Origin of the sequence: Streptomyces fulvoviolaceus, assembly GCF_000718165.1 — a bacterium.
Lineage (GTDB): Bacteria > Actinomycetota > Actinomycetes > Streptomycetales > Streptomycetaceae > Streptomyces > Streptomyces fulvoviolaceus.
Genome location: NZ_JOEY01000029.1, coordinates 20,143 through 45,787 on the forward strand (window position 1 = coordinate 20,143; position 25,645 = coordinate 45,787).

A 25,645-nucleotide genomic window follows, 5' to 3' on the forward strand; every position below is an offset into this window, starting at 1 on the left:
AGGTGGCATTCGTCACCCCGCGAGGTCGGTGTGGGGCCGTGGGGGAGCGCCCGGGGCATCCCGTGTCGGGTGTTCCACCAGCTGAGAACCCCTTGGTGAGCCATGGGGCGACCGGTCCGGGCTCGGTGGGGCCGCTCGGTCCGCCCTTAGGGACCCCCCGCCCAATGAGTGTCGAACTGTCATGCGTCATAATTGCTTGTGAATGTGAACGCGTTCACAAGCGTGTCCCGGTTGCTCCAATGATGTGTGTGACATAAGGGGCAAACTGCCGCTGTACCACGGCACGTAAGGAGACTGACGACGTGGACTTGGCTCTGGCGCCGGAGACATTGGCGCGATGGCAGTTCGGCATCACCACCGTCTACCACTTCCTGTTCGTCCCCCTGACGATCTCGCTCGCCGCTCTCACGGCCGGACTGCAGACCGCCTGGGTGCGCACGGAGAAGGAGAAGTACCTCAGGGCGACCAAGTTCTGGGGCAAGCTCTTCCTGATCAACATCGCGATGGGTGTGGTCACGGGCATCGTGCAGGAGTTCCAGTTCGGCATGAACTGGTCCGACTACTCACGCTTCGTCGGTGACGTCTTCGGTGCCCCGCTCGCCTTCGAGGCCCTGATCGCCTTCTTCTTCGAGTCCACCTTCATCGGCCTGTGGATCTTCGGCTGGGACAAGCTGCCCAAGAAGATCCACCTGGCCTGCATCTGGATGGTCTCGATCGGCACGATCCTGTCGGCGTACTTCATCCTCGCGGCCAACTCGTGGATGCAGCACCCTGTGGGCTACAAGATCAACGAGGCGAAGGGGAGGGCCGAACTCACCGACTTCTGGCTGGTCCTGACCCAGAACACCGCCCTCGCCCAGGCCTTCCACACCCTCTCCGCCGCGTTCCTCACCGGCGGTGCGTTCATGGTCGGCATCTCCGCCTTCCACCTGCTCCGCAAGAAGCACATCAGCGACATGAAGACCTCGCTGCGGCTCGGCTTGGTCACCGTCGTCATCGGAGGCATGCTCACCGCGATCAGCGGCGACACCCTCGGCAAGATCATGTACGAGCAGCAGCCGATGAAGATGGCCGCGGCCGAGGCCCTGTGGGACGGCGAGAAGCCGGCGCCCTTCTCGATCTTCGCCGTCGGCGACGTCGACAAGGGCCACAACAAGGTCGCCATAGAGATCCCGGGCCTGCTGTCCTTCCTGGCCAAGGACGACTTCACCTCGTACGTCCCCGGCATCAACGACGTCAACAAGGCCGAGCAGGAGAAGTACGGGCCCGGCGACTACCGGCCCAACATCCCCGTCGCCTACTGGGGCTTCCGCTGGATGATCGGCTTCGGCATGACGTCCTTCGCGATCGGCCTGCTCGGACTCTGGCTGACCCGAAAGAAGTTCCTGCTGCCGCAGCACCTGAGGGTCGGCGACGACGAGGTGCCGAACGTCGTGCTGCTTCCCAAGGCCAAGAAGGCCCTCGGTCCGAAGCTCACCAAGTGGTACTGGCGCATCGCCGTCCTCACCATGGGCTTCCCGCTGATCGCCAACTCCTGGGGCTGGATCTTCACCGAGATGGGCCGCCAGCCGTGGGTCGTCTACGGCGTCCTGCAGACCCGCGACGCGGTCTCCCCCGGCGTCTCCCAGGGCGAGATCCTCACCTCGATGATCGTCTTCACCAGCCTGTACGCCATCCTCGCCGTCGTCGAGGTCAAGCTGCTCGTGAAGTACGTCAAGGCCGGCCCACCCGAGCTCACCGAGGCCGACCTCAACCCGCCCACGAAGATCGGCGGCGACGCCCGTGACGCCGACAAGCCAATGGCCTTCTCGTACTAGGCCGAGGGAGATCGAGTCATGGAACTTCACGACGTCTGGTTCGTGCTCATCGCCGTCCTGTGGACCGGCTACTTCTTCCTGGAGGGCTTCGACTTCGGGGTCGGCATCCTCACCAAGCTGCTGGCCCGGAACCGGACCGAGAAGCGGGTGCTGATCAACACCATCGGCCCCGTCTGGGACGGCAACGAGGTGTGGCTGCTCTCGGCCGGCGGCGCGACCTTCGCCGCCTTCCCCGAGTGGTACGCCACGCTCTTCTCCGGCTTCTACCTGCCCCTGCTGTTCATTCTCGTCTGTCTGATCGTCCGCGGTGTCGCCTTCGAGTACCGGGCCAAGCGGCCCGAGGAGAACTGGCAGCGCAACTGGGAGACCGCGATCTTCTGGACCTCGCTGATCCCCGCGTTCCTGTGGGGTGTGGCCTTCGGGAACATCGTGCACGGCGTGAAGATCGACCAGGACTTCGAGTACGTCGGTACCTTCTGGGACCTGCTCAACCCGTACGCGCTCCTCGGCGGACTGGTGACGCTGACGCTGTTCACCTTCCACGGCACGGTGTTCACGGCGCTCAAGACGGTCGGGGACATCCGGGAGCGGGCGCGGAAGCTGGCGCTTCAAGTCGGCCTCGTCACCGCCGTGTTCGCGCTGATCTTCCTGCTGTGGACGCAGGTCGACAGCGGTGACGGCGAGAGCCTGGTCGCGATGATCGTGGCGGTCATCGCTCTGGTCGCAGCGCTGGCGGCCAACCAGGCCGGGCGTGAGGGCTGGTCGTTCGCGCTGTCCGGCGTCACCATCGTGGCGGCCGTGGCGATGCTCTTCCTGACGCTCTTCCCGAACGTCATGCCGTCCTCGCTCAATGCGGACTGGAGCCTCACGGTCACCAACGCGTCGTCGAGCCCGTACACCCTGAAGATCATGACCTGGTGCGCGGTGATCGCCACGCCGGTCGTGATGATCTATCAGGGCTGGACCTACTGGGTGTTCCGCAAGCGGATCGGTACGCAGCACATCGCCGACGCTGTGCACTGAGTCCGAGTTGGGGCATGTTTCACGTGAAACATGCCCCAACGTGCCCCACTGAGAAGAGGGTGTGTTTCACGTGAAACCGATCGACCCGCGTCTGCTCCGGTACGCCCGCGCCACTCGCCTCTTCATGGTGGCGGTCGTCGGTCTGGGTGTCGTCGGAGCGGCGCTGGTCATCGCCCAGGCGATGCTCATCGCCGAGGTGGTGGTCGGCGCATTCCAGCACGGCCTGCCGGTCGCCGAACTCCGCACTCCCCTGCTGCTGTTGGCGGCGGTCGCGTGCGGGCGGGCGATCGTTTCCTGGCTCACCGAACTCGCCGCGCATCGCGCGAGCGCTGCGGTGAAGTCCGAGCTGCGGGGGAGGTTGCTGGAGCGGGCCGCGGCGCTCGGGCCCGGGTGGCTGAGCGGACAGCGGACCGGATCGTTGGTCGCGCTGGCCACGCGCGGAGTTGACGCCCTCGACGACTACTTCTCGCGCTATCTGCCGCAGTTGGGGCTGGCGGTGGTCGTGCCGGTGGCGGTGCTGGCGCGCGTCGTCACCGAGGACTGGGTCTCGGCGGCCATCATCGTCGGCACACTGCCGCTCATCCCGGTCTTCATGGTGCTGATCGGCTGGGCCACGCAGTCCCGGATGGACCGTCAGTGGCAGTTGCTGTCCCGGCTGTCCGGACACTTCCTGGACGTCGTCGCGGGGCTGCCGACCCTGAAGGTATTCGGACGGGCCAAGGCGCAGGCCGATTCGATCCGGCGCATCACCGGCGAGTACCGGCAGGCGACCATGCGGACGCTGCGGATCGCCTTCATCTCCTCCTTCGCGCTGGAGCTGCTGGCGACGCTCTCCGTGGCCCTGGTCGCCGTGACGATCGGGATGCGGCTCGTCCACGGCGAGATGGATCTGTACGTCGGTCTGGTCATCCTCGTGCTCGCACCCGAGGCGTACCTTCCGCTGCGTCAGGTGGGGGCGCAGTATCACGCGGCGGCGGAGGGGTTGGCCGCCGCCGAGGAGATCTTCCAGGTTCTGGAGACGCCCGTGCCGGCGTCGGGGACCGGTGCCGTGCCGGCGGGCGCGATGTCCTTCGAGGGGGTCACCGTCCGGTACCCCGGGCGGTCCGGGAACGCCGTGTCGGACGTGTCCTTCGCCGTCGAACTCGGGGAGACGGTCGCGCTCGTCGGGCCGAGCGGTGCGGGCAAGTCGACGCTGCTGAACGTACTGCTGGGGTTCGTGCCGCCCGCCGAGGGGCGGGTGCGGGTCGGGGGAGTCGATCTCACCGACGCCGACCTGGAGGAGTGGCGGTCACGGGTCGCGTGGGTGCCGCAGCGGCCGCACGTGTTCGCCGGGACGATCGCGGAGAACGTACGGCTGGCTCGTCCCGACGCGGACGACGACGCCGTACAGCAGGCGCTGGGGGACGCGGGGGCGCTGGAGTTCGTGGACGCGCTGCCCCAGGGGCCCGACACCGTGCTCGGCGAGGACGGCGCCGGACTCTCTGCCGGGCAGCGGCAGCGGCTCGCACTGGCGCGGGCGTTCCTCGCGGACCGGCCGGTGCTGCTCCTCGACGAGCCGACGGCGGCGCTCGACGGGGCCACCGAGGCCGAGGTCGTGGAGGCGGTACGGCGGCTGGCGGTCGGGCGGACGGTGCTGCTGGTGGTGCACCGACCGGCGTTGCTGGGGGTGGCGGACCGGGTGGTGCGGCTGGAGGAGCCGCCCGTGCTCCCCGCTCACGTGGAGACCAGGACGGTTCAGGCCCGCCCGATCGAGGCGGACGCGCCCCTCGCCGCGGATGCGCCGGACCCGGCTGTGCCGACCGCGGAGACGCGTGGCGGCCTCGCCCGCGTCCGCGCCATGTCCGGCCCCCGGCGTGGCCGCCTCGCCCTCGCGCTGCTGCTCGCCAGCCTCGCGCTCGGCAGTGCCGTCGGGCTCATGGCCACCTCCGGGTGGCTCATCTCGCGGGCCTCGCAGCAGCCGCCGGTGCTGTATCTGATGGTGGCGGTCACGGCGACACGGGCCTTCGGCATCGGGCGGGCCGTCTTCCGGTACGCCGAGCGGCTGGTGTCGCACGACGCCGTGCTGCGGATGCTCGCCGACACCCGGGTGGCCGTCTACCGGCGACTGGAGCGGCTGGCGCCCGCCGGGCTGCGGCAGACCCGCCGGGGTGACCTCCTGTCGCGGCTCGTCGCCGACGTGGACGCCCTGCAGGACTACTGGCTGCGGTGGCTGTTGCCCGCAGGAACGGCTCTCACCGTGTCCGCCGCCTCCGTCGGCTTCACCGCCTGGCTGCTGCCCGAGGCCGGCGCCGCGCTCGCCGCCGGGCTGCTGACGGCCGGGGTGGGCGTCCCGCTCGTCACCGGTGCCGTCGCCCGGCGCGCGGAGCGCAGGCTGGCTCCCGCACGTGGCGTGCTGGCGACGCGGGTGACCGATCTGCTCACCGGCACCGCCGAGTTGACCGTCGCAGGTGCCCTGCCCGCCCGTACCGCCGAGGCACGGCGGGCCGACGGCACCCTCACCCGGATCGCCTCACGAGCCGCGACCGCCACCGCGCTCGGCGACGGGCTCACCGCACTGATCTCCGGCCTGACCGTCGCCGCCACCGCCCTCGTGGGCGCCCAGGCGGTCGCCGGCGGGCGGCTGAGCGGCGTCGCCATGGCCGTCGTCGTCCTCACCCCGCTGGCCGCCTTCGAGGCCGTCCTCGGGCTGCCGCTGGCCGTGCAGTACCGCCAGCGGGTGCGCAGGAGTGCGGAGCGCGTGTACGAGGTGCTGGACGCGCCCGAACCCGTACAGGAGCCGGAGCGGCCGCGGCAGGCGCCCGCGTCGCCGTTCCCGGTGGTCGTCAAGGGTCTGGCCGCCCGCCACGAGGGGCAGGACCGGGACGCTCTCGCCGGGCTCGACCTGACCCTCACGGAAGGCCGCCGGATCGCCGTCGTAGGGGCGTCCGGCTCCGGCAAGACGACGCTCGCGCAGGTGTTGCTGCGCTTCCTGGACGCGGACGCGGGCTCGTACACGCTCGGCGGTGTCGACGCGTACGCCCTGGAGAGCGACGACGTACGGCGGCTCGTGGGGCTGTGTGCGCAGGACGCGCACCTCTTCGACAGTTCGGTGCGCGAGAACCTGCTCCTCGCGAAGAAGGGCGCGACCGAGGACGAGCTGCGTGACGCGCTGAAGCGGGCCCGGCTGCTCGACTGGGCCGACAGCCTGCCCGACGGGCTGGACACGCTGGTCGGTGAGCACGGGGCGCGGTTGTCCGGTGGACAGCGGCAGCGGCTGGCGCTGGCCCGGGCACTGCTCGCCGACTTCCCCGTCCTCGTGCTCGACGAGCCCGCCGAGCATCTCGACCTGCCCACCGCCGACGCGCTCACCGCCGATCTGCTGGCCGCCACCGAGGGCCGTACGACACTGCTCATCACCCACCGGCTGGCCGGCCTGGAGTCGGTCGACGAGGTGATCGTGCTGGACGCGGGGCGTGTGGTGCAGCGGGGTGGCTACGCGGAACTGGTGGCGGCGGAGGGGCCGTTGCGGGGGATGGCGGAGCGGGAGGCGGAGTCGGAGCTGCTGGTGGCGGCGCGCTAGAAGCGCCACCCGGCTTTCTGACTCGACTTTCTGGGTTAAAAGGGACTAATTACGCTCGGGGTATGTCCCCTGCCGAGAGTCAGTCCGCCGAACTCGCCGCCCGCGTGCCGCAGCTGCTGGAGGCGATGCGGTCCGTCGGCAGCGGGCTGGAACTGCACTCCACGCTGGACCGGATCTGCGAGACCGCGGCGGCGCTGACCGGCGCCCGGTACGCGGCCATCGGTGTCGTCGACGAGGACGGCGACGGTCTCGCCGACTTCGTCTACCACGGGGTCGACGAGGCGACCGCCCGGCGTATCGGACGCCTGCCCGACGGGCGCAGGGGACTGCTGGGAGCCCTCATCCGCGACCCGGAACCGGTCCGGCTCGCGGACCTGACCTCGGACCCGCGCTCGTGCGGCATCCCCGAACACCATCCGCCGATGCGCGGCTTCCTCGGTGTCCCCATCCGCGTCCAGGGCGAGATCTTCGGCAACCTGTACCTGGCGGAGAAGCACGGGGCCGAGCCGTTCAACGACTACGACCTCAACCTGGTCCGGGTGCTGGCCACGGAGGCCGGCATCGCCGTCGGCAACGCCCGTCTGTACGAGGCCGCGGGGCAGCGCGAGCGCTGGATCGACGGATCGGTCGCCGTCACCACCGCCCTGCTGTCCGGCGGTGACGCCGACGATGCCCTCCAGGTCGTCGCGGAACAGGCTCGCCGGCTGTCCGGATCGGCGGCCGGGATCGTGCTGCTGCCCGGCGACGAGGGCGGCCTGGAGATCGTCGCGGTGGCCTCGGACCGGGCCTCGGAGATGTTGGGAACGGCCGTCCCGCCGGAGAGCGAGATCGTGTCCGAACTGCTCGACGGACAGGCCGTGTTCGTCGAGGACGCGGCCACCGACCCGCGGATCGTCACCGGCTTCGCGCGCGGCTACGGGCCGACCATGATGCTGCCCCTGCAGAGCGACGGCCGCGTCCTGGGCAGCCTCGTCACGCCACGCGCGCGGGGAGAGCGCCCGTTCACGCAGGCGGAGCGCACCCTGGGGATCCAGTTCGCCTCGCAGGCCGCGCTCGCGCTGATGATGGCCGAGTCCCAGCGCGACCGGGAACGGCTCGCGGTGTACGAGGACCGCGACCGCATCGCCCGCGACCTGCACGACCTCGTCATCCAGCGGCTGTTCGCCACCGGGATGATGCTGGAGAGCGCCCAGCGCCGGTCGGTCGTGCCCGAGGTCCAGGACGGCGTCGGCAAGGCGGTCGACGAACTCGACGTCACCATCCAGGAGATCCGCACCGCGATCTTCGCGCTCCAACAGGGCCCGGCCGAGGTTCCGTCGGGGCTGCGCACACGCGTCCTGCGGGAGATCACCATGGCGGCGGTGCCGCTCGGCTTCAAGCCCTCGCACCGCTTCGCCGGCCCGGTCGACACCATGGTCGGCGACCTCACCGGCAAGAACCTCATCGCGGCCCTGCGCGAGGCCCTCTCCAACGCCTTCCGGCACGCCGAGGCCTCCCGGATCGACGTCGTCGTCGACGCGACCGTGAACCTGCCGGACGGCCGCCCCGGCGTACGCCTGACCGTCGCGGACGACGGCGTCGGCATCCCCCAGGGCGGTCGGCGCAGCGGCCTTCGGAACCTCAGGCGGCGCGCGGAGTCCCTCGGCGGCGACAGCCGGCACGGGCCCGGCATCGGGGAGGACGACGGCGGCACGACGGTGGTGTGGCAGGCGCCGTACTGACAGGGCCACAAAGACGCCCCGCGTGACCCGTCTGCCGCAACGTGTCCCCCAGCCGTACGAGTTGAAAATGACCGGGCACCGTCGCGCGGGACACGATCGCTGACATGCGCTCATCTCGCCGTCACCCGTTGCTCGTCCCGGCGCTGCTGTGCGCGTTCGCCGTACTTGCGGCCCGCCCCACCGACGCCACCGACGACGGCGCGGGTGAACGGAAGGGCGAAGACCCGGGGGTCAGTGCGCAGGTGGCGCGGCTGTACGAGGACGCGGCCGTGGCCACGCAGCGGTACGAGGCGGGACGGCGCGAGGCGGAGGTGCAGCGGGCGCAGGCCCAGCGGTTCGAGGAACTCCTCGACCGGGAGCGGCGGGAGATCGCCGTCCTGCACGGGGACCTCGGCCGGATCGCACGGGCCCAGTACCGCAGCGGCGGGGGGCTGCCGCTCACCGCGCAGATCGTCCTCGCGAACAGCCCGGACGAGCTGATGCGCGGTCAGCACGTCTTCTCCCAGGCGACACTGGCCGTGGACAACACCATCGACAAGAGCCGCCGTGCCGAGGCCCGGCTCGCCGCGGACGAGGTGAAGGCCACAGCGGCCTGGCAGACGCTCGAGAAGCAGAACACCGAACTCGCCGGCCTGAAGAAGGACATCGAGGGCAAGCTCGAACAGGCCCGCTGGCAGCTGCAGGGGGAGGCCGACGCCTCCGTGGCCGCCGGCTCCTGCCGTGGCGCGGTCCGGCTGGACCAGCCGCAGCCGGGCGCCACGAGCGGGTGGGTGACGCCGGTGGAGACGTACGAACTGTCCGCGGGCTTCGGCAGCGGCGGCTCGCGGTGGGCCAACCGGCACACCGGACAGGACTTCGCGGCGCCGATCGGCACACCGGTGCGGGCCGTGGGCGAGGGCCACGTGGTGAAGGTGTCGTGCGGGGGCGCCTTCGGTATCGAGATCGTGATCGAGCACGCGGGTGGCTACTACACGCAGTACGCCCACCTCGCCGCCGTCACCGTCGACCAGGGCGACCGCGTCGCCCCCGGCCAGTGGATCGGGCAGTCCGGCACGACCGGCAACTCCACCGGCCCGCATCTGCACTTCGAGGTCAGGGTCACGCCGGAGCTCGGCTCGGCTGTGGATCCCGTGCCGTGGCTGGCGGCTCGGGGTGTTCCCCTCGGTTAGCGCCTTTCCAGCATCTGTTCGATGACTACCGCCACCCCGTCCTCGTTGTTGGCGACCGTCCGGCCCGAGGCCGCCGCGATCACATCCGGATGCGCGTTGCCCATCGCGTACGACTGCCCGGCCCAGGTGAGCATCTCGACGTCGTTGGGCATGTCACCGAAGGCGACGACTTCCTCGTGCGAGATACCGCGCTCGGCACAGCACAGGGCGAGCGTGCTGGCCTTGGAGACGCCGGGACCGCTGATCTCCAGCAGCGCGCTGGGGCTGGAGCGGGTGACGTTGGCCCGGTCGTCGATGGCGAGGCGGGAGAGAGTGAGGAAGGCGTCCGGGTCCATCGAGGGGTGATAGGCGAGGATCTTGAGCACCGGCTCGCCGGCACCCGGGCCGTCCGGCGCCAGCAGGGCCTCGGCCGGCGCGAGGTTGTCCGGGATCTCCATGTGCAGCTTCGGATAGTCCGGCTCCTGGTAGAAGCCGTACGTCTGCTCCACCGCGTACACCGTGCCCGGCGCCGCGTCCCGCAGCAGCCTTACGGCGTCCAGCGCGTTCTCCCGGGCGAGCTCCCGCACCTTCACGAACCGGTGAGCGCCGGGGCCGCCGTGCAGGTCGACCACCGCGGCGCCGTTGCCGCAGATCGCCAGGCCGTGACCGTGGACATGGTCGCTGACGACGTCCATCCAGCGGGCCGGGCGGCCGGTGACGAAGAAGACCTCGATGCCCGCCTCCTCGGCGGCTGCGAGGGCGGCGACCGTGCGCGGGGAGACCGACTTGTCGTCGCGCAGGAGGGTGCCGTCGAGATCGGTGGCTATCAGCCGCGGCGGGACGGTGGGAGCCGGGGTCTCGGGCTGTCGAGTCGCTGAGGTCACCGGGTCATTCTCCCGCATATGCGTGCACGGCCGTGCGGCAGTCCGCGCATGTGAGTGGTAACCGTCTCCCACCTGCACCCTCACGCTCTGCGGCCTCAGCCGAGCTGTGCGAGCGCCTCCATGGCGATCTGCTCGAAGACCTTCTCGTCCGCGGCGAAGTCCGAGTCGGGGATCGGCCAGTGGATCACGATCTCGGTGAAGCCCAGTTCCCGGTGCCGGCCCGCGAAGTCCACGAACGCCTCGAGGGACTCCAGCGGACGCGCGCGGTCCGGGGTGAAACCGGTGAGCAGGATCTTGTCCATCCCGGCCACGTCCCGGCCGATCTCGGCGCAGGCGTCGGCCAGCCGCTCGGCCTGTCCGCGAATGGCTTGAACCGACTGTTCAGGAGTGCCGTTCTCGTACAGCTTGGGGTCGCCGGTGGTCACCCACGCCTGCCCGTAGCGCGCGGCGAGCCTGAGCCCGCGCGGCCCGGTGGCGGCCACCGCGAAGGGCAGCCGGGGGCGCTGCACACAGCCCGGGATGTTGCGCGCCTCGTGCGCAGAGTAGAAGTCGCCCTCGTACGACACCGAATCCTCGCTGAGCAGCCGGTCGAGCAGCGGGACGAACTCCGCGAGCCGGTCGGCACGCTCGCGCGGGGTCCACGGCTCCTGGCCGAGCGCGGTGGCGTCGAAGCCGGTCCCGCCCGCGCCGATGCCGAGGGTGACCCGGCCGCCGGAGACGTCGTCCAGGGAGATCAGCTCCTTGGCGAGGGTCACCGGGTGCCGGAAGTTCGGCGAGGTCACCAGGGTGCCCAGACGGAGGTGGTCGGTGACGGCCGCGGCGGCGGTCAGCGTGGGGACGGCCCCGAACCACGGGCCGTCACGGAAGGTGCGCCAGGACAGGTGGTCGTAGGTGTACCCGGTGTGGAAGCCGAGCTGCTCCGCGCGCTGCCATGCCTCGCGGCTCCCCTCGTTCCAGCGGCGGTACGGGAGGATCACGGTGCTCAGACGCAAACTCATGCATCGAGCGTATGCGCCCGAACGTGTTTCACGTGAAACAGTCACCCACGGTCAACGCGTGCGGCCGTTCAGCCACGGGCTGAGGCCGACCAGGATGAACTCCTTGTGCACACGGTCGCCCGGCAGCGGCACCATCAGATAGTGGCTCGGCGGGAAGCGGCGCGCCTTGACCCAGGCATGGCCGTCGTAGAGGGCGCGGAGGAAGGCGGGCACGTCGTCGCGGGCGATGTCCGGGCACTCCACCCCGTCGACGGTGATCAGCGCGTCGTCGTCCGGGAACAGCCGCACATCCACCTGGGGTCGGCCGCCGAGCTCGACGTAGGCCTCGTGGGGCAGGGAGCCGTCCGGGTCGGCGGTGACGCCGACGCCCGAGGCGGTGCGGCGGGAGGTCTGGTCCGCGCCGATGTCGTGGGTGACCGTGATGTCGAGCGCGTACTCGGCGGCGAGCGCGCGCAGAGCGGTGACGGCGGCCTCGGTGGTGGGGAGGTGGTCCATGGGCTCGATCATCCGGGGGTCAGTGCGACTCGGGAAACCGCAGATACCGCGATGGCACGGCCTGCGTGAGCCACACCCCGTTCGCGCTGACGTGGAAGACGTGGCCGTCGCGGTGCATCGCGCCCGCGTCCACGGAGAGCACGACCGGGCGGCCGCGGCGGGCGCCGACGCGCGTCGCCGTCTCGCGGTCGGGCGAGAGGTGCACGTCGTGCCGGTTCATGGGGCGCAGGCCCTCGGTGCGGATCGCGTCCAGGCAGCGGGCCACGGTCCCGTGGTAGAGGTACGGCGGCGGGGTCGCCGGGGGCAGGCCGAGGTCGACGTCGATGGTGTGGCCCTGGCTGGCGCGGATCCGGGTGCCGTCGATCGCGAAGCGCTTCTTGTCGTTGGCGGCGACGACGTGGTCCAGCTCCTCGCGCGTGAACCGGAATCCGTGTGCGGCCGCTGCGGCCATCAATGTGTCGATCTCGACCCAGCCGGCCTCGTCGAGGGTGAGCCCGATCCTTTCGGGCTGGTGGCGCAGATGCTTCGAGAGGTACTTGGACACCTTCACGGTGCGTCTCTCGTCCATCCTGTTCTCGTTCATCCCGCCAGCGTGCCGGGAGAGACGTGAATCACGCGAATGATTTTGGTCGGCATGTTTGATCCACAACCAAGTGCGGTTATCCACAGGGGAATTGGCGAATCTGTGGACAACCAGCCGTCGATTCAGGGTGTTTCGTCAAGATCATCTGATGTGGCGTGACTTGTGGCGAGGTGGTCCAAGGCGCGGGCCCGCACCTCCCGTTCGGCGGCCAGCGCGACGAACGCGGGCGCCTGTGCCGGACCAACCAGCCCCTCGACGGCCCGCATTGTCTCCGAGGGAATCGCCACGGAACGCGTCTGATCCGGGGGCGGCGCACCCGCCCCGTCGCCCAGGTGCTGTCGCAGGTGCCGGACCGCCAACGACCGCATCGCCCGGGCGAGTTCCGCGTCCACGGTCTGCTGCGCGAGCGGCCGCAGTCGTCGTACCAGCGAGGCCGCTTCTGCCGCGTCCGCGTCGGTCGGGCGGTGTGGTCCGTCGAGGTAGCGGGCGAAGACGTGCTCGGTGGTGAACTCCAGGAAACGGGCCGCGATGTGCTCCACCTGGCCCCTCAACTCCCGTAGGTGACCGGAGATCGCGGACAGCGGGACACCGGCAGCGTGCAACTCGACGGCCACGGCCAGCTCTTGGGGGCTCGGCACGAGGAAGGACTCGGAGTCTGCGGGCACCGGCTCCAGTACGCCGAGCTCCACGGCGTCGGCGATCGCCGCGTCGTCGGGTGTGCCGCCGAAGCGTTCGTCCAGCTCGGCGCGTGAGATCCGTACCGCCTCCTCGTCGGTCCACGGACCGTCGACCTCGGCGACCAGCCCGAGCACCCCGCCGAGACCACGGCCCGCGTCCCAGGCCTCCAGGAGCTCCTTGATGGAGGCCAGGGTGTAGCCGCGGTCGAGGAGGTCGGCGATCTGGCGCAGACGGGCGAGATGGGCGTCCGCGTAGACGTTGGCACGGCCGCGGCGCACGGGTCGGGGGAGGAGGCCGCGGTCCTGGTAGGCGCGGATGGTGCGGACGGTGGCGCCGCTGAGGTGCGCGAGGTCCTCGATCCGGTACGTCCTGTCCACGCTCGGCTGCCTCCGTCCGTTGCTGTGCCATCCGTTCAACGGCGCCCGGCGCTGCAGGCCGTGCCCACCCGTTCCGCGGAACGGGTCGCCGCTGCGGGTGTACGACGTCCCGATCCGGTCCGGGTCGGGATCGTGCAGGGCGTGCTGCGGGTCCGTGGCCGGCGCCTCGCGGCGACGAGATCCCGAACAGGCCCGCGTCGAACTCCGCGGCCCGGTGCAGGAATGCCCACGGCGGTTCTATGCGACGTCCGCCCTGGCTGCGGTCGACCGTTTCAGATACTCCACCGCCCGGCTCAACGACCCTTCCTGCGACGGGTGGTAGGAGCGCCGGAAGTATCGGGGTATCGCCGCGCCCAGCTCCCGCCAGGCGGGCAGCAGCCCCTTCCGTACGGCCTTCTCGTGCTCGGTGAGCGAGTAGCGGAGCCGGCCCGCGAGCTGCGGGTCGTGCCGTATCAGGTAGGCCGTGCCCCACATCCACAGGTAGAGCATCACCGGCGCCGTCACCGCCATCCCCGCGAGCCGGCGGGCGTATCGGGGCGCGCCCGTGCCGCCGCAGTGCTGGAACATGTCGAAGGCGACCGCACGGTGTTCGACCTCCTCGGCGCCGTGCCAGCGCAGCAGGTCGAGCATGACCTCGTCGGCGCCGGCCCGGTCCAGGCCCTCGGCGGCCAGGACCCAGTCGCCGAGCACCGCCGTGAACTGCTCGATCGCCGCGACGACCGAGAGCCGGAAGCGCAGCCACTCCCGCGCGGGTATCGGCGCGTTGAGGGGAGGCTGTTCGCCGAGCAGCCGCTCGAAGAGGAAGTCGACGTACTTGGTGAAGTCGGCGGTGTCCAGCTTCTGCGCCGCCAGGTGGTCCAGCACGTGGGTGTGCTGGACGCTGTGCGTGGCCTCCTGGCCCATGAATCCCTTGACGTCCACCAGGAGTTCGGGGTCTCTCACCCGCGGCAGGGCCTCCTTGAAGACCTTCACGAACCACCGCTCCCCCGCCGGCAGCAGCAGGTGCAGGACGTTGATGACGTGGGTCGCGGTCGGCTCGCCCGGGATCCAGTGCAGGGGTGTGCGCGACCAGTCGAAGGACACCCGGCGCGGGCTGATCGCGTAGTGGGCTTCCGAAGAGCTCACAGCGGTGGCTCCAGCCGTGCGATCGCCCGCAGTGCCCTGGGCGTGAAGCGGGACATGAGATGGGCGCCGCGGGCCTCGGGCGTGACCGGGACGACGGCCTGGTTGCGCACGACCGCCCGCAGGATCGCGTCGGCGACCTTCTCCGGCGGGTAGTTCCGCAGCCCGTACAGCCGCGCGGACTTCTTCTGGCGCCGCTTCTCCTCCTCGGCGTCGACGCCCGCGAAGCGCGCGGTCGAGGTGATGTTGGTGTTGACGAAGCCGGGGCAGATCGCGCTCACGCCGATCCCCTGCCCGGCCAGCTCGGCGCGCAGGCACTCGCTGAGCATCAGCACGGCCGCCTTGGAGGTGCTGTAGGCGGGCAGGGCCTTGGAGGGCTGATACGCCGCCGCCGACGCGGTGTTGACGATGTGGCCGCCCTGTCCGCGCTCGGCCATCTGCTTCCCGAAGAGCCGGCAGCCGTGGATCACGCCCCACAGGTTGACGTCGAGGACCTTCTTCCAGTCCTCCGAGGTGGTGTCGAAGAAGGAGCCGCCCAGGCCGATCCCGGCATTGTTGACCAGGACGTCCACCACGCCGTACTCGGCGGCGACCTTCTCGGCGAGCTTCTCCATGGCCTGCTCGTCGGAGACGTCGACGGTCTCCGCCCAGGCCTCGGGGGCACCGACCAGCCGGGACAGCTCGGCGGTGCGAGCCGCCGCCGCGGCGTCCCGGTCCACGACGACCACACGTGCGCCGGCCTCGGCGAAGGCGAACGCCGTGGCCCGTCCGATGCCGCTGCCCGCGCCGGTGACCAGGACGAGCTGCCCGCCGAACCGCTCGGTGTACCGGCCCGTCGGCTTGGACGCAGGCCTGCCGCCCTCCACGGATGTCACGAACTCCGTGATCCAGGCTGTCAGTTGGTCCGGACGGGTGCGGGGGATCCAGTGCTTGGCCGGGAGCGTGCGCCGGGTCAACTGCGGAGCCCACAGCTCCAGTTCGTCGTAGAGCTTCTCCGAGAGGAACGCGTCCCCCAGGGGCGTGATGAGCTGCACGGGCGCGTGCGCGTACGCGTCCGTACGGGGGCGGCGCAGTCGGGCCCGGATGTTGTCCCGGTACAGCCAGGCGCCGTGCGCCGCGTCCGTGGGCAGGGACGAGGTCGGATAGTCGCCGTGGGGGAGCTTCTCGGCGCGCTCCAGCAGGCGGGTCCAGCGCTTGCCGAGCGGGCCGCGCCAGGCCAGTTCGGGCAGCACGGGCGTGTGCAGCGCGTACACGTACCAGGACTTGGCGCCCTGGCCGAGGAGCTGGCCGACCCGGCGCGGGGTGGGCCGCCGGAGGCGCTTGTTGATCCAGTGGCCGAAGTGGTCGAGGGAGGGCCCGGACATCGAGGTGAAGGAGGCGATACGGCCCTCGGTGCGCTTGACTGTGGTGAACTCCCAGGACTGCACCGAGCCCCAGTCGTGCCCCACCAGGTGCACCGGCCGGTCCGGGCTGACCGCGTCCGCGACGGCCAGGAAGTCGTCCGTCAGCTTCTCCAGCGTGAACCCGCCGCGCAGGGGCTGAGGTGCGGTGGACCGGCCGTGGCCGCGGACGTCGTACAACACGACGTGGAAGCGCTCGGCCAGGCGCGGCGCAACCTCGGACCACACCTCCTTGCTGTCCGGATAGCCGTGCACGAGGACGACCGTCGGTGCCGAGGGGTCCCCCAGCTCGGCCACGCACAGCTCGACCCCGCCGGTCCGCACCCAGCGCTCGCGCGCGCCCTGCAGCGTCACTTCTCCTCCGCCCAGCGCCGCACGTGCGGCAGATCGTCGTCCAGCCAGAAGGCGCTCTGCTCGGGGTCCCTCGAGTCGGTGACGACCAGGATCTCCTCGAACTTCGCGCCCGTACCCCGGAAGCCGAGGTGGGGTTCGACCGCCCACAGGCCCGGCCGGGGCGGGTGGTCGGAGAAGCGGTACGGCGACCACAGCGGGGACCAGCCCTCGCGGTGGCCGTGCAGCGCGTCGGCCGCCAGGCCCTTCAAGGACTGCGTGCCGAACCCGAACAGACGCGGGGACCAGCGGCGCTCCCGCACCCGGTCCACCTTGTGGGCGATCACGCCGAAGGGATACGCGCGGTGCCGGTTGGCGTAGCCCTGCCGGACCATGAGGCGGTCCACGTCCTCGTAGATCTCGCGCAGCGGGCGCCGCTCGCGCACCTCGCGGAGGATCAACCCGCGGTGCGCCTCCAGGTCGGCCATGAGCCTGTCCTGCACCGGGTTGATGCCGAGCGAGCCGGAATAGCCGATGTCGGCGGTGTAGCCCTCGTGGACCGGGGCCATGTCAAGGATGAACGGCATGCCGGGCTCGAGCCGGCGGTTCGTGGGGAAGAACTGCAGCGGGATGCGGAAGTCCACGAACGCCGTGCGGTCCCCGAACCAGGCGAAGGGCAGGTGGAACCAGTCCCGCACGCCCCGCTCGCGCAGCCACTCGCGCTGCATGCGGGCGGCCTCGCGCTCGGTCACCCCGGGCTGCAGCCGGGCGGCGACCGCTTCCGCGCACTCGTACGCGAGGCGTTGTACCTTTCTGAACCCCCGCAGTTCCGCGGCCAGTTCGCCTGCCACTGCCGTCGTCATGCCACTGCCCCACCCTCGTCGACGCTGACTGCGGTACGTGCCCGTAACTTGACACTGGTGAATGTGACAGTTGTTAGAGGCTGCGTCAATAGGCCTGTGTGGGCCTGTGGACAACGGCCCGGATGTGGACAACCGGCCGTGCGTTGTTCGACCTCAGGGTGACCCCTAGGGCCCCGTACATCTGGAGTCTGACGTCAAGACAGCTCTGCGGGGTGACGACCGGAGTGGTCCGGGTCACTACCGTCTAGGACGTGACTGTGATCGCGACCGAAAGCCTGAGCAAGCGGTTCCCCAGGGTGACCGCTCTTGACCGGCTCTCCGTGGACGTCGGACCCGGTGTGACCGGACTCGTCGGAGCCAACGGAGCCGGCAAGTCCACACTGATCAAGATCCTTCTGGGTCTGTCCCCCGCCACCGAGGGCCGAGCCGAAGTGCTCGGACTCGATGTCGCCACCAAGGGCGGCGACATCCGCGAGCGCGTCGGGTACATGCCGGAACACGACTGCCTGCCGCCCGACGTCTCGGCCACCGAGTTCGTCGTGCACATGGCCCGGATGTCCGGCCTGCCGCCCGCCGCCGCGCGCGAGCGCACCGCGGACACGCTGCGCCACGTCGGGCTGTACGAGGAGCGCTACCGCCCCATCGGCGGCTACTCCACCGGTATGAAGCAGCGCGTGAAGCTCGCGCAGGCACTCGTCCACGACCCGCAGCTGGTCCTCCTGGACGAGCCGACCAACGGCCTCGACCCGGTCGGCCGCGACGACATGCTCGCGCTCATCCGCCGCATCTACGCGGACTTCGGCATCTCGGTGCTGGTCACCTCGCATCTGCTGGGCGAACTGGAACGCACCTGCGACCACGTGGTCGTCATCGACGGCGGCAAGCTGCTGCGCTCCAGCTCCACCACCGACTTCACCCAGAACACGACCACCCTGGCCATCGAGGTCACCGACACCGACGCGCACCCCGATGGCACCGACGCGGTGCGCGACGCGCTCCACGCGCGCGGGGTGGACGTCCTCGACGCGGACAGCGGCCTGCCGGGCGCCGGACACATCCTGCTGCTCACCGCGCAGGGCGAGGAGACCTACGACGTCGTACGCGACGTGGTCGCCGACCTCGGCCTCGGCCTGGTGCGCATGGAACAGCGCCGGCACCACATCTCGGAGGTCTTCAAGGACAGCGACGCAGAACGGAAGGAGGCGGTCGGCCATGGCGGTTGAGCAGCCCACGCGTGCGGGAGACCAGACCCGCATCCACAACATCGGCTACCGCAGCTACGACGGCCCCCGCCTCGGCCGCGCCTACGCCACCCGTTCCCTCTACTCGCAGTCCCTGCGCGGCTCCTACGGCCTCGGCCGTTCGGTCAAGTCCAAGGTGCTGCCGATGCTGCTGTTCGTGGTGATGTGCGTGCCCGCGGCCATCATGGTGGCCGTCGCGGTCGCCACCAAGGCCAACGACCTGCCGGTCGACTACACGCGCTACGCGATCATCATGCAGGCCGTCATCAGCCTGTACGTCGCCTCGCAGGCACCCCAGTCCGTCTCCCGCGACCTGCGCTTCAAGACCGTGCCGCTGTACTTCTCGCGGCCCATCGAGACCGCCGACTACGTCCGCGCGAAGTACGCGGCGCTGGCCTCGGCGATGTTCGTCCTCACCGCCGCCCCGCTGCTCGTGCTCTACGTGGGCGCGCTGCTGGCCAAGCTCGACTTCACCGACCAGACCAAGGGATTCGCACAGGGACTCGTGTCCGTGGCACTGCTCTCACTGCTTTTCGCCGGCATCGGCCTGGTCATCGCGTCGGTCACCCCGCGCCGCGGCTTCGGCATCGCGGCCGTGATCGCCGTACTGACCATCTCCTACGGCGCGGTCACCACCCTCCAGGCCATCGCCGACGCCCAGGGCACCACCGACGCCGTCCCGTGGATCGGTCTGTTCTCGCCGGTCACGCTCATCGACGGCGTACAGTCCGCGTTCCTCGGCGCGAACTCGGCGTTCCCGGGCGCGGCGGGGCCGTCGAACGGGGAGGGCGTCGTCTATGTCCTCGCCGTCCTCGGCCTGATCGCCGCCTGCTACGGCCTCCTGCTGCGCCGCTACCGAAAGGTCGGACTGTGACCACGCTCAACATCGACCACGTCTCGCGCTGGTTCGGCAACGTGGTCGCCGTCAACGACATCACCATGACGATCGGCCCCGGCGTCACCGGTCTCCTCGGCCCCAACGGCGCCGGAAAGTCCACCCTGATCAACATGATGGGCGGCTTCCTGGCCCCCTCCACCGGCACCGTCACCCTCGACGGACAGCAGGTGTGGCGCAACGAGCAGATCTACAAGCACATCGGCCTCGTCCCCGAGCGCGAGGCGATGTACGACTTCCTCACGGGTCGCGAATTCGTCGTCGCCAACGCCGAGTTGCACGGCCTCGGTGCCAAGGCCGCCCAGAAGGCGCTGGCCACGGTCGAGATGGAGTACGCGCAGGACCGCAAGATCTCGACGTACTCCAAGGGCATGCGCCAGCGCGTGAAGATGGCCAGCGCCCTGGTCCACGACCCTTCGCTCCTCCTGCTCGACGAGCCCTTCAACGGCATGGACCCGCGCCAGCGCATGCAGCTCATGGACCTGCTGCGGCGCATGGGCGACGAGGGCCGCACGGTGCTGTTCTCGTCCCACATCCTCGAAGAGGTCGAGCAACTCGCCTGGCACATCGAGGTCGTGGTCGCGGGGAGGCACGCGGCCAGCGGTGACTTCCGCAGGATCCGCCGCCTGATGACCGACCGGCCGCACCGCTACCTGGTGCGCTCCAGCGACGACCGAGCCCTCGCGGCCGCGCTGATCGCCGACCCGTCCACCTCCGGCATCGAAGTCGACCTCGCCGAGGGCGCGTTGCGCATCCAGGCCGTCGACTTCGGCCGCTTCACGGCCCTGTTGCCGAAGGTCGCCCGCGACCACGGCATCCGGCTGCTCACGGTCTCGCCGTCCGACGAGTCCCTCGAGTCCGTCTTCTCGTATCTCGTCGCGGCGTAGGAGGCCACAGATGTACGACCCCACAGTCGCCCGGCTCACCTACCGGGCCCTGCTCGGCCGTCGCCGGGCCCTCATCCTCGGCGCGCTGCCCGTGCTGTTGATCGTGATCTCCGTGATCGTGCGTGGCCTGGTCGGCGCCGACGACCAGACGGCGGCGGACCTGCTGGGCGGGCTCGCGCTCGCCACGATGGTGCCGATCATCGGCGTCATCGCCGGCACCGGCGCGATCGGACCGGAGATCGACGACGGCTCCGTGGTGTATCTGCTGTCCAAGCCGATCAAACGGCCGACGATCATCTTCACCAAGCTGATCGTGGCGATCGCGGTCACGATGGTGTTCTCGGCGCTGCCGACACTGATCGCGGGCTTCATCCTCAACGGCAACGGCCAGCAGATCGCCGTCGCCTACACCGTGGCCGCGCTGGTCTCCTCGATCGCGTACGCCGCGCTCTTCCTGCTGCTCGGCACGGTGTCCCGGCACGCCGTGGTCTTCGGGCTCGTCTACGCACTGGTCTGGGAGGCCCTGTTCGGCTCCCTGGTGTCCGGTGCGCGCACGCTGAGCGTCCAGCAGTGGTCGCTGGCCGTGGCCCACAAGGTCGCCGGCGGGGACCTGGTGACCTCGGACGTCGGGCTGACGACGGCGACGGTACTGCTGGTCCTGGTGACCGTCCTCGCCACTTGGTACGCGGGGCAGAAGCTGCGGACGCTGACGCTGGCGGGCGAGGAGTAGAGGGGCGGGGAGCAGACGCACCGCTTATTGACAGGGGCTTCACCTCTGTCCGGGCACACTGGGCAGACGGGGACGTACGGCTAGGAGGACGGGGATGGCGGACGAGTCAGCGCAGTACGACGGTCGTGGACGGTCCGGGGAAGTGTGGGACGACCTCGTCCTGGACGAGGACTTCATACGCTCCGCCGAGACCGCCGAGCCGTCCGCCCGGGCCCGTATGCTCGCCGCCCGCTGGCGCAACGAGAAGCCCGAGCCGCAGCCCTGGCGCTCCGACGAGCCGCCCGCCGGGTGGTTCTTCAGCAAGCGTCGGCGCAGGTGGCGGCGGCGTTAGGCGAACACACGGCCGTTTTTAATCGGTGGCGCCCAACTCGCCGTACAGGCACGATGGTTGTGTCCAAGACGCCGGACGGTATCGGCGCCACTGACTGGGGAGGTGCTCGACGATGTCCATGCACGACAGTCCGTCGAGTTCCCTGCAGGGCAGCCCGCGGCGGGTTCCGGTGTAGTTACGCCACCGTCGAACCCGCTCCGCACGGGGAGCTGCCCGGGGCGGCCGCTTCGAGCACGCGATGTCGCTCTCGCGTGAGGCCGCCCCACCCGGAGGATTGGCCGAGTGGTAAGGCACGGGCTTGCTAAGCCCAGGTCGGGCCTGGAAAGCCCGCGCACGTTCGATTCGTGCATCCTCCGCGAGACGTTGTCACTGGGACTTGGTCGGGTTGACTTGCCCGGGTCCACGGGCCCGGGCACATGGACAGGAGTACCGGGACCAGCATGACCATGACCGCGCGTGACCTCGTCCTGGAGCACTTCTCCTGGGTCGGCGGCCATGCCGACGTATGGGCGGTGTTCCGGGACGCCGAGGCGCTGGCGGCGGTGGTCGAGGCCCTGGTCGAGCCGTTCAGGGACGCCGGAGTCACGGCGGTCTGCGGAGTCGAGTCCCGGGGCTTTCTCCTGGGCGCGGCCGCGGCGGTCGAGCTGGGCGTCGGCTTCGTCCCGGTCCGCAAGGGAGAGGGCCTGTTCCCCGGGAAGAAGGCCGAGCGCGAGGCGCCGCCGGACTACCGCGGACTGCGGCACCGCCTGCGGATCCAGCGGTCCTCGGTGCGCGCCGGGGACCGGGTACTGCTCGTCGACGACTGGATCGAGACCGGGCAACAGGCAGCCGCGGTCCGGGACATGGTCGCGGAATGCGGCGGTGAATGGGCCGGATGCAGCGTGATCGTCGACCAGCTGCCCGCGGAGCGCAGAGACGCGGTCGGGCCGGTTCGGGCGCTGCTGGCCTTCACCGACCTTCCGCAATAGCCCCTCAGAGCCTCAGCGCCGGCCGTCGTCAGCCCAGCAACCGCTCCAGCACCACCGCGATCCCGTCCTCCTCGTTAGAGGACGTCACCTCGTCGGCCACGGCCTTGAGTTCCTCGTGGGCATTGGCCATCGCCACGCCGCGAGCCGCCCAGCCGAACATCGGGATGTCGTTGGGCATATCGCCGAAGGCGATCGTGTCCGCGGCCTTCAGGCCCAGCCGGCGGGCGGCCAAGGACAGTCCCGTGGCCTTGGACAGGCCGAGGGGAAGCAGCTCCACGATGCCCGCGCCCGCCATCGCGACGGTCACGAAACCGCCCGCCGCCTGCCGTGAGGCCTCCGCCAGCTCGTCGTCCGACAGCTCCGGATGCTGTATGTAGATCTTGTTCAGCGGGGCGGTCCACAGGTCGGACGCCTCGGTGAACGGGGTCGTGGGCAGCTCGCCGGCCAGCGCGTAACCCGGCCCCACCAGCACCTCGCCGTCCAGACCGTCACGGCTGGCGGCCAGGAACAGCGGGCCCACCTCCGCCTCGATCTTGGCCAGCGCCACCCCGGCCAGCTGCCGGTCCAGAGTCACCGAGGTCAGCAGGCGATGCTCGCCGGCGTCGTAGACCTGTGCGCCCTGGGCGCAGACCGCGAGACCGTCGTAGCCGAGGTCGTCGAGGATGTGCCGCGTCCATGGGGCCGCGCGGCCCGTCACGACGATGTGGGCGGCGCCCGCCGCGGTGGCCGCGGCGAGCGCGTCACGGGTGCGCTGCGAGACCGACTCGTCGGAGCGCAGGAGCGTTCCGTCGAGGTCGGTCGCGATCAGACGGTAGGGAAAGGACTGGCTCACGTGGCGATCGGCTCCAGGACCTCACGCCCGCCCAGGTACGGCCGCAGCATCTCCGGCACCCGCACGGACCCGTCGGCCAGCTGGTGGTTCTCCAGGATCGCCACGATCGTGCGCGGTACGGCGCACAGCGTGCCGTTGAGCGTCGCGAGCGGCTGGACCTTCTTGCCGTCGCGCTGGCGCACCGAGAGTCGGCGGGCCTGGAAGCTGTCGCAGTTGGAGGCCGACGTCAGCTCGCGGTACTTGCCCTGGGTCGGGATCCACGCCTCGCAGTCGTACTTGCGGGACGCCGACGCGCCGAGGTCGCCCGAGGCCACGTCGATGACCTGGAACGGCAGCTCGAGGCCGGTCAGCCACTGCTTCTCCCACTCCAGGAGCCGCTTGTGCTCGTTCTCGGCGTCCTCGGGAGTGACGTACGAGAACATCTCGACCTTGTCGAACTGGTGCACCCGGAAGATGCCGCGGGTGTCCTTGCCGTACGTCCCGGCCTCGCGGCGGAAGCACGGCGAGAAGCCGGCGTAGCGCAGGGGCAGCTTGTCGGCGTCGAGGATCTCGTCCATGTGGTACGCGGCGAGCGGGACCTCGGAGGTGCCGACCAGGTAGTAGTCGTCCTTCTCCAGGTGGTACACGTTCTCCGCGGCCTGGCCGAGGAAGCCGGTGCCCTCCATGGCGCGCGGGCGGACCAGCGCCGGGGTCAGCATCGGGATGAAGCCGGCCTCGGTGGCCTGCGCGATCGCCGCGTTGACGAGGGCGAGCTCCAGCAGCGCGCCGACACCCGTCAGGTAGTAGAAGCGCGAGCCGGACACCTTGGCGCCGCGCTCGACGTCGATGGCGCCCAGCGCCTCACCGAGCTCCAGGTGGTCCTTGGGCTCGAAGCCCTCGGCGCCGAAGTCGCGGATGGTGCCGTGCGTCTCGAGGACGACGAAGTCCTCCTCGCCGCCGACCGGGACGTCGGGGTGGACGAGATTGCCGAGCTGCAGCGCGAGCCGCTTGGTCTCCTCGTCCGCCTCGTGCTGCTCGGCGTCGGCAGCCTTGACGTCGGCGGCCAGCTGCCCCGTCTTCTTCAGCAGCTCGGCCTTCTCGTCACCCGAGGCCTTGGGGATGAGCTTGCCGAGCGCCTTCTGCTCGGAACGCAGCTCGTCGAAGCGGACGCCGGACGACCTGCGCCGCTCGTCGGCAGACAGGAGGGCGTCGACGAGCGCGACGTCCTCTCCACGGGCGCGCTGCGACGCGCGCACTCGGTCGGGGTCCTCACGGAGCAGGCGAAGGTCAATCACGCGGTCAAGGCTACCGGTGCGGGGTGACGGCTCACGACTCACTATTCCGCGGTGCACCGAATAGCGGCTTACGTTCCGTTATGCGGCAATTGCCGAGCGTGTCAATAAAAAGCGTCTCACTCCCTGGGACGGGGTATGCGGTGGGCGCCTGGTTGACTCGATTCCCTTGTGCGGAGCGGGACTTGAGGTGCTCTTCGTCCACAGAAATCCACAGCCCAGAAAAGTTATCCACAGGGTGTGCGAAAGATCTGTGGACGTCGGAAGTGATCATTCCGAGTCGGGTGTGTGGAGCGAAGAATTCCCGTCCCAAACCGGCGTCACACCCACTTTCGGGTGGAAATGCGTCGCTCCAAAGGATGGCGGCAGGGAAACGCGTGGACGAAGAGTGACCTACGGGGTTGTGGACGAACTTGAGGGCTGTAGGCCGATTTGTCGACTGAGTGGCACTTCGTTGTCGACTTGTCCCCAGGTCGAGAAGCCAACCTGTGGATAACTTCTGTGGATAACTAAAATATGCAGGTAGGCGCGGTCGGAAACCTGCTAGAAACGCCCGTCCTGGCACCGCGCCACCCAGTCCGCCGCCGTCACGAACTCCTCGTCCGAGGTTCCGAGCCGCGGCGTGCGCACGTCCTCGACTCCCACGTCCGCACGGGGGTACGAGCCGAGGTAGCGCACCTCCAGGCAGATCCGCTTGAGCCCCATCAGGGCCTCGGAGACCCGGCGGTCGGAGATGTGGCCCTCGGCGTCGATGCAGAAGCAGTAGTTGCCGATGCCCGCGCCGGTGGGCCGGGACTGCAGCAGCATCAGGTTGATGCCCCGGGTGGCGAACTCGCCGAGGAGGTCGCGCAGGCCGCCGGGGTGGTCGTCGCGCTGCCACAGGACGACGGAGGTCTTGTCGGCGCCGGTCGGGGCGGCGGGCCGGGCGGGCCGGCCGACCAGCACGAACCGGGTCTGGGCGTTCTCCGCGTCGTGGATCCCGGTCTCCAGGGCCTCGAGGCCGTAGCGGGCGGCCGCGAACTCGCCCGCGAAGGCGGCGTCGTACTGGCCCTCCTGGACGAGGCGGGCGGCGTCCGCGTTCGAGGCGGCCGACTCCCAGTGGGCGTCGGGGAGGTTCCTCTTGAGCCAGTTGCGGACCTGCGGCTGGGCGGCCGGGTGCGCGGAGACCGTCTTGATGTCCGACAGCTTGGTGCCCGGCCGGACCAACAGCGCGAAGGTGATCGACAGCAGCACCTCGCGGTAGATCATCAGCGGCGCGCCGGCGACCAGCTCGTCGAGCGTCGTCGTGATGCCGCCCTCGACGGAGTTCTCGATCGGCACGAACGCGGCCTCGGCCTCGCCGGTGCGCACCGCGTCGAGCGCGGACTGCACGGACACGTACGGGATCAGCTCCCGCGTGGCCGCCTCGGGAAGCGTGCGCAGGGCGACTTCGGTGAAGGTGCCCTCGGGGCCGAGATACGCGTAACTCGCTGGCATGACCTCACCCTAATGG

General features: G+C 70.2%; 22 protein-coding genes and 1 tRNA gene. 12 read left to right on the forward strand and 11 right to left on the reverse strand.

Annotation, left to right across the window (positions count from 1 at the left end):
- The first annotated feature begins 302 nt into the window (after positions 1–302).
- From IG08_RS0129545 to IG08_RS0129565, 5 genes are all read left to right on the forward strand, one after another.
- A complete protein-coding gene (locus IG08_RS0129545) occupies positions 303–1,817 on the forward strand; it encodes a cytochrome ubiquinol oxidase subunit I (protein WP_030609029.1) in 1,515 nt (504 codons plus the stop codon).
- A gap of 18 nt (positions 1,818–1,835) precedes the next feature.
- Positions 1,836–2,840: a cytochrome d ubiquinol oxidase subunit II gene (gene cydB / locus IG08_RS0129550; protein WP_030609031.1), complete on the forward strand. Its 1,005-nt coding sequence runs from the start codon at positions 1,836–1,838 to the stop codon at positions 2,838–2,840.
- Positions 2,841–2,910: 70 nt separating this feature from the next.
- Positions 2,911–6,399, forward strand: a complete 3,489-nt coding sequence (gene cydD / locus IG08_RS0129555; protein ID WP_030609034.1) for a thiol reductant ABC exporter subunit CydD — start codon at positions 2,911–2,913, stop codon at positions 6,397–6,399.
- A gap of 62 nt (positions 6,400–6,461) precedes the next feature.
- Entirely contained in the window at positions 6,462–8,120 is a 1,659-nt protein-coding gene (locus IG08_RS0129560; protein ID WP_030609037.1) for a sensor histidine kinase, read from the forward strand.
- Between the two features lie 104 nt (positions 8,121–8,224).
- A complete protein-coding gene (locus tag IG08_RS0129565) occupies positions 8,225–9,289 on the forward strand; it encodes a peptidoglycan DD-metalloendopeptidase family protein (protein ID WP_030609039.1) in 1,065 nt (354 codons plus the stop codon).
- Here IG08_RS0129565 and IG08_RS0129570 read toward each other — a convergent pair.
- From IG08_RS0129570 to IG08_RS0129605, 8 genes are all read right to left on the reverse strand, one after another.
- The gene (locus tag IG08_RS0129570; protein WP_199820920.1) at positions 9,286–10,170 is read right to left on the reverse strand and encodes an HAD hydrolase family protein; all 885 of its coding nucleotides are present in this window, start codon (positions 10,168–10,170) and stop codon (positions 9,286–9,288) included. The genes IG08_RS0129565 and IG08_RS0129570 overlap by 4 nt on opposite strands.
- Before the next feature lie 77 nt (positions 10,171–10,247).
- Entirely contained in the window at positions 10,248–11,150 is a 903-nt protein-coding gene (locus IG08_RS0129575) for an LLM class flavin-dependent oxidoreductase (RefSeq protein ID WP_030609045.1), read from the reverse strand.
- Between the two features lie 51 nt (positions 11,151–11,201).
- Entirely contained in the window at positions 11,202–11,645 is a 444-nt protein-coding gene (locus IG08_RS0129580; protein ID WP_063757797.1) for a hypothetical protein, read from the reverse strand.
- A 19-nt stretch (positions 11,646–11,664) separates the two neighbouring features.
- On the reverse strand, positions 11,665–12,228 hold the full coding sequence (locus IG08_RS0129585; RefSeq protein ID WP_030609051.1) for an RNA 2'-phosphotransferase: 564 nt from the start codon (positions 12,226–12,228) through the stop codon (positions 11,665–11,667).
- A gap of 122 nt (positions 12,229–12,350) precedes the next feature.
- Complete coding sequence (locus IG08_RS0129590; RefSeq protein WP_030609055.1) at positions 12,351–13,283, reverse strand: MerR family transcriptional regulator; 933 nt, start codon at positions 13,281–13,283, stop codon at positions 12,351–12,353.
- A gap of 237 nt (positions 13,284–13,520) precedes the next feature.
- Positions 13,521–14,408 carry a metal-dependent hydrolase gene (locus tag IG08_RS0129595; RefSeq protein ID WP_030609058.1) on the reverse strand — a complete coding sequence of 296 codons (888 nt, stop codon included), beginning with the start codon at positions 14,406–14,408 and terminating at the stop codon, positions 13,521–13,523.
- Positions 14,405–16,159, reverse strand: coding sequence for an SDR family oxidoreductase (locus IG08_RS0129600; RefSeq protein WP_030609060.1), 1,755 nt, complete (start codon positions 16,157–16,159; stop codon positions 14,405–14,407). Before IG08_RS0129600 ends, IG08_RS0129595 begins: the two co-directional genes overlap by 4 nt.
- A complete protein-coding gene (locus IG08_RS0129605; protein WP_030609075.1) occupies positions 16,156–16,998 on the reverse strand; it encodes a M24 family metallopeptidase in 843 nt (280 codons plus the stop codon). The genes IG08_RS0129600 and IG08_RS0129605 overlap by 4 nt, the downstream gene beginning before the upstream one ends.
- A 257-nt stretch (positions 16,999–17,255) precedes the next feature.
- Here IG08_RS0129605 and IG08_RS0129610 point away from each other — a divergent pair, with 257 nt between their 5' ends.
- The 7 genes from IG08_RS0129610 (at position 17,256) to IG08_RS0129640 (ending at position 22,050) form a co-directional block, all read left to right on the forward strand.
- The gene (locus tag IG08_RS0129610) at positions 17,256–18,221 is read left to right on the forward strand and encodes an ABC transporter ATP-binding protein (protein ID WP_030609079.1); all 966 of its coding nucleotides are present in this window, start codon (positions 17,256–17,258) and stop codon (positions 18,219–18,221) included.
- A complete protein-coding gene (locus IG08_RS0129615) occupies positions 18,211–19,113 on the forward strand; it encodes a membrane protein (RefSeq protein WP_030609081.1) in 903 nt (300 codons plus the stop codon). The genes IG08_RS0129610 and IG08_RS0129615 overlap by 11 nt, the downstream gene beginning before the upstream one ends.
- A complete protein-coding gene (locus IG08_RS0129620) occupies positions 19,110–20,021 on the forward strand; it encodes an ABC transporter ATP-binding protein (RefSeq protein ID WP_030609084.1) in 912 nt (303 codons plus the stop codon). Before IG08_RS0129615 ends, IG08_RS0129620 begins: the two co-directional genes overlap by 4 nt.
- 10 nt (positions 20,022–20,031) lie before the next feature.
- A complete protein-coding gene (locus IG08_RS0129625; protein ID WP_030609087.1) occupies positions 20,032–20,751 on the forward strand; it encodes an ABC transporter permease in 720 nt (239 codons plus the stop codon).
- Between the two features lie 94 nt (positions 20,752–20,845).
- Positions 20,846–21,082 carry an SGM_3592 family protein gene (locus IG08_RS0129630; RefSeq protein ID WP_030609089.1) on the forward strand — a complete coding sequence of 79 codons (237 nt, stop codon included), beginning with the start codon at positions 20,846–20,848 and terminating at the stop codon, positions 21,080–21,082.
- A 268-nt stretch (positions 21,083–21,350) separates the two neighbouring features.
- Positions 21,351–21,438 (forward strand) — tRNA-Ser (locus tag IG08_RS0129635).
- Positions 21,439–21,522: 84 nt separating this feature from the next.
- Entirely contained in the window at positions 21,523–22,050 is a 528-nt protein-coding gene (locus IG08_RS0129640) for a phosphoribosyltransferase family protein (protein WP_030609091.1), read from the forward strand.
- A 28-nt stretch (positions 22,051–22,078) separates the two neighbouring features.
- Here IG08_RS0129640 and IG08_RS0129645 read toward each other — a convergent pair whose 3' ends face one another.
- The 3 genes from IG08_RS0129645 to pheA form a co-directional block, all read right to left on the reverse strand.
- Positions 22,079–22,882, reverse strand: coding sequence for an HAD family hydrolase (locus IG08_RS0129645; protein ID WP_030609094.1), 804 nt, complete (start codon positions 22,880–22,882; stop codon positions 22,079–22,081).
- Positions 22,879–24,156 carry a serine--tRNA ligase gene (gene serS, locus IG08_RS0129650; RefSeq protein ID WP_030609097.1) on the reverse strand — a complete coding sequence of 426 codons (1,278 nt, stop codon included), beginning with the start codon at positions 24,154–24,156 and terminating at the stop codon, positions 22,879–22,881. The genes IG08_RS0129645 and serS overlap by 4 nt, the downstream gene beginning before the upstream one ends.
- A gap of 540 nt (positions 24,157–24,696) precedes the next feature.
- A complete protein-coding gene (pheA, locus tag IG08_RS0129655; RefSeq protein ID WP_030609100.1) occupies positions 24,697–25,629 on the reverse strand; it encodes a prephenate dehydratase in 933 nt (310 codons plus the stop codon).
- Positions 25,630–25,645: the final 16 nt, after the last annotated feature.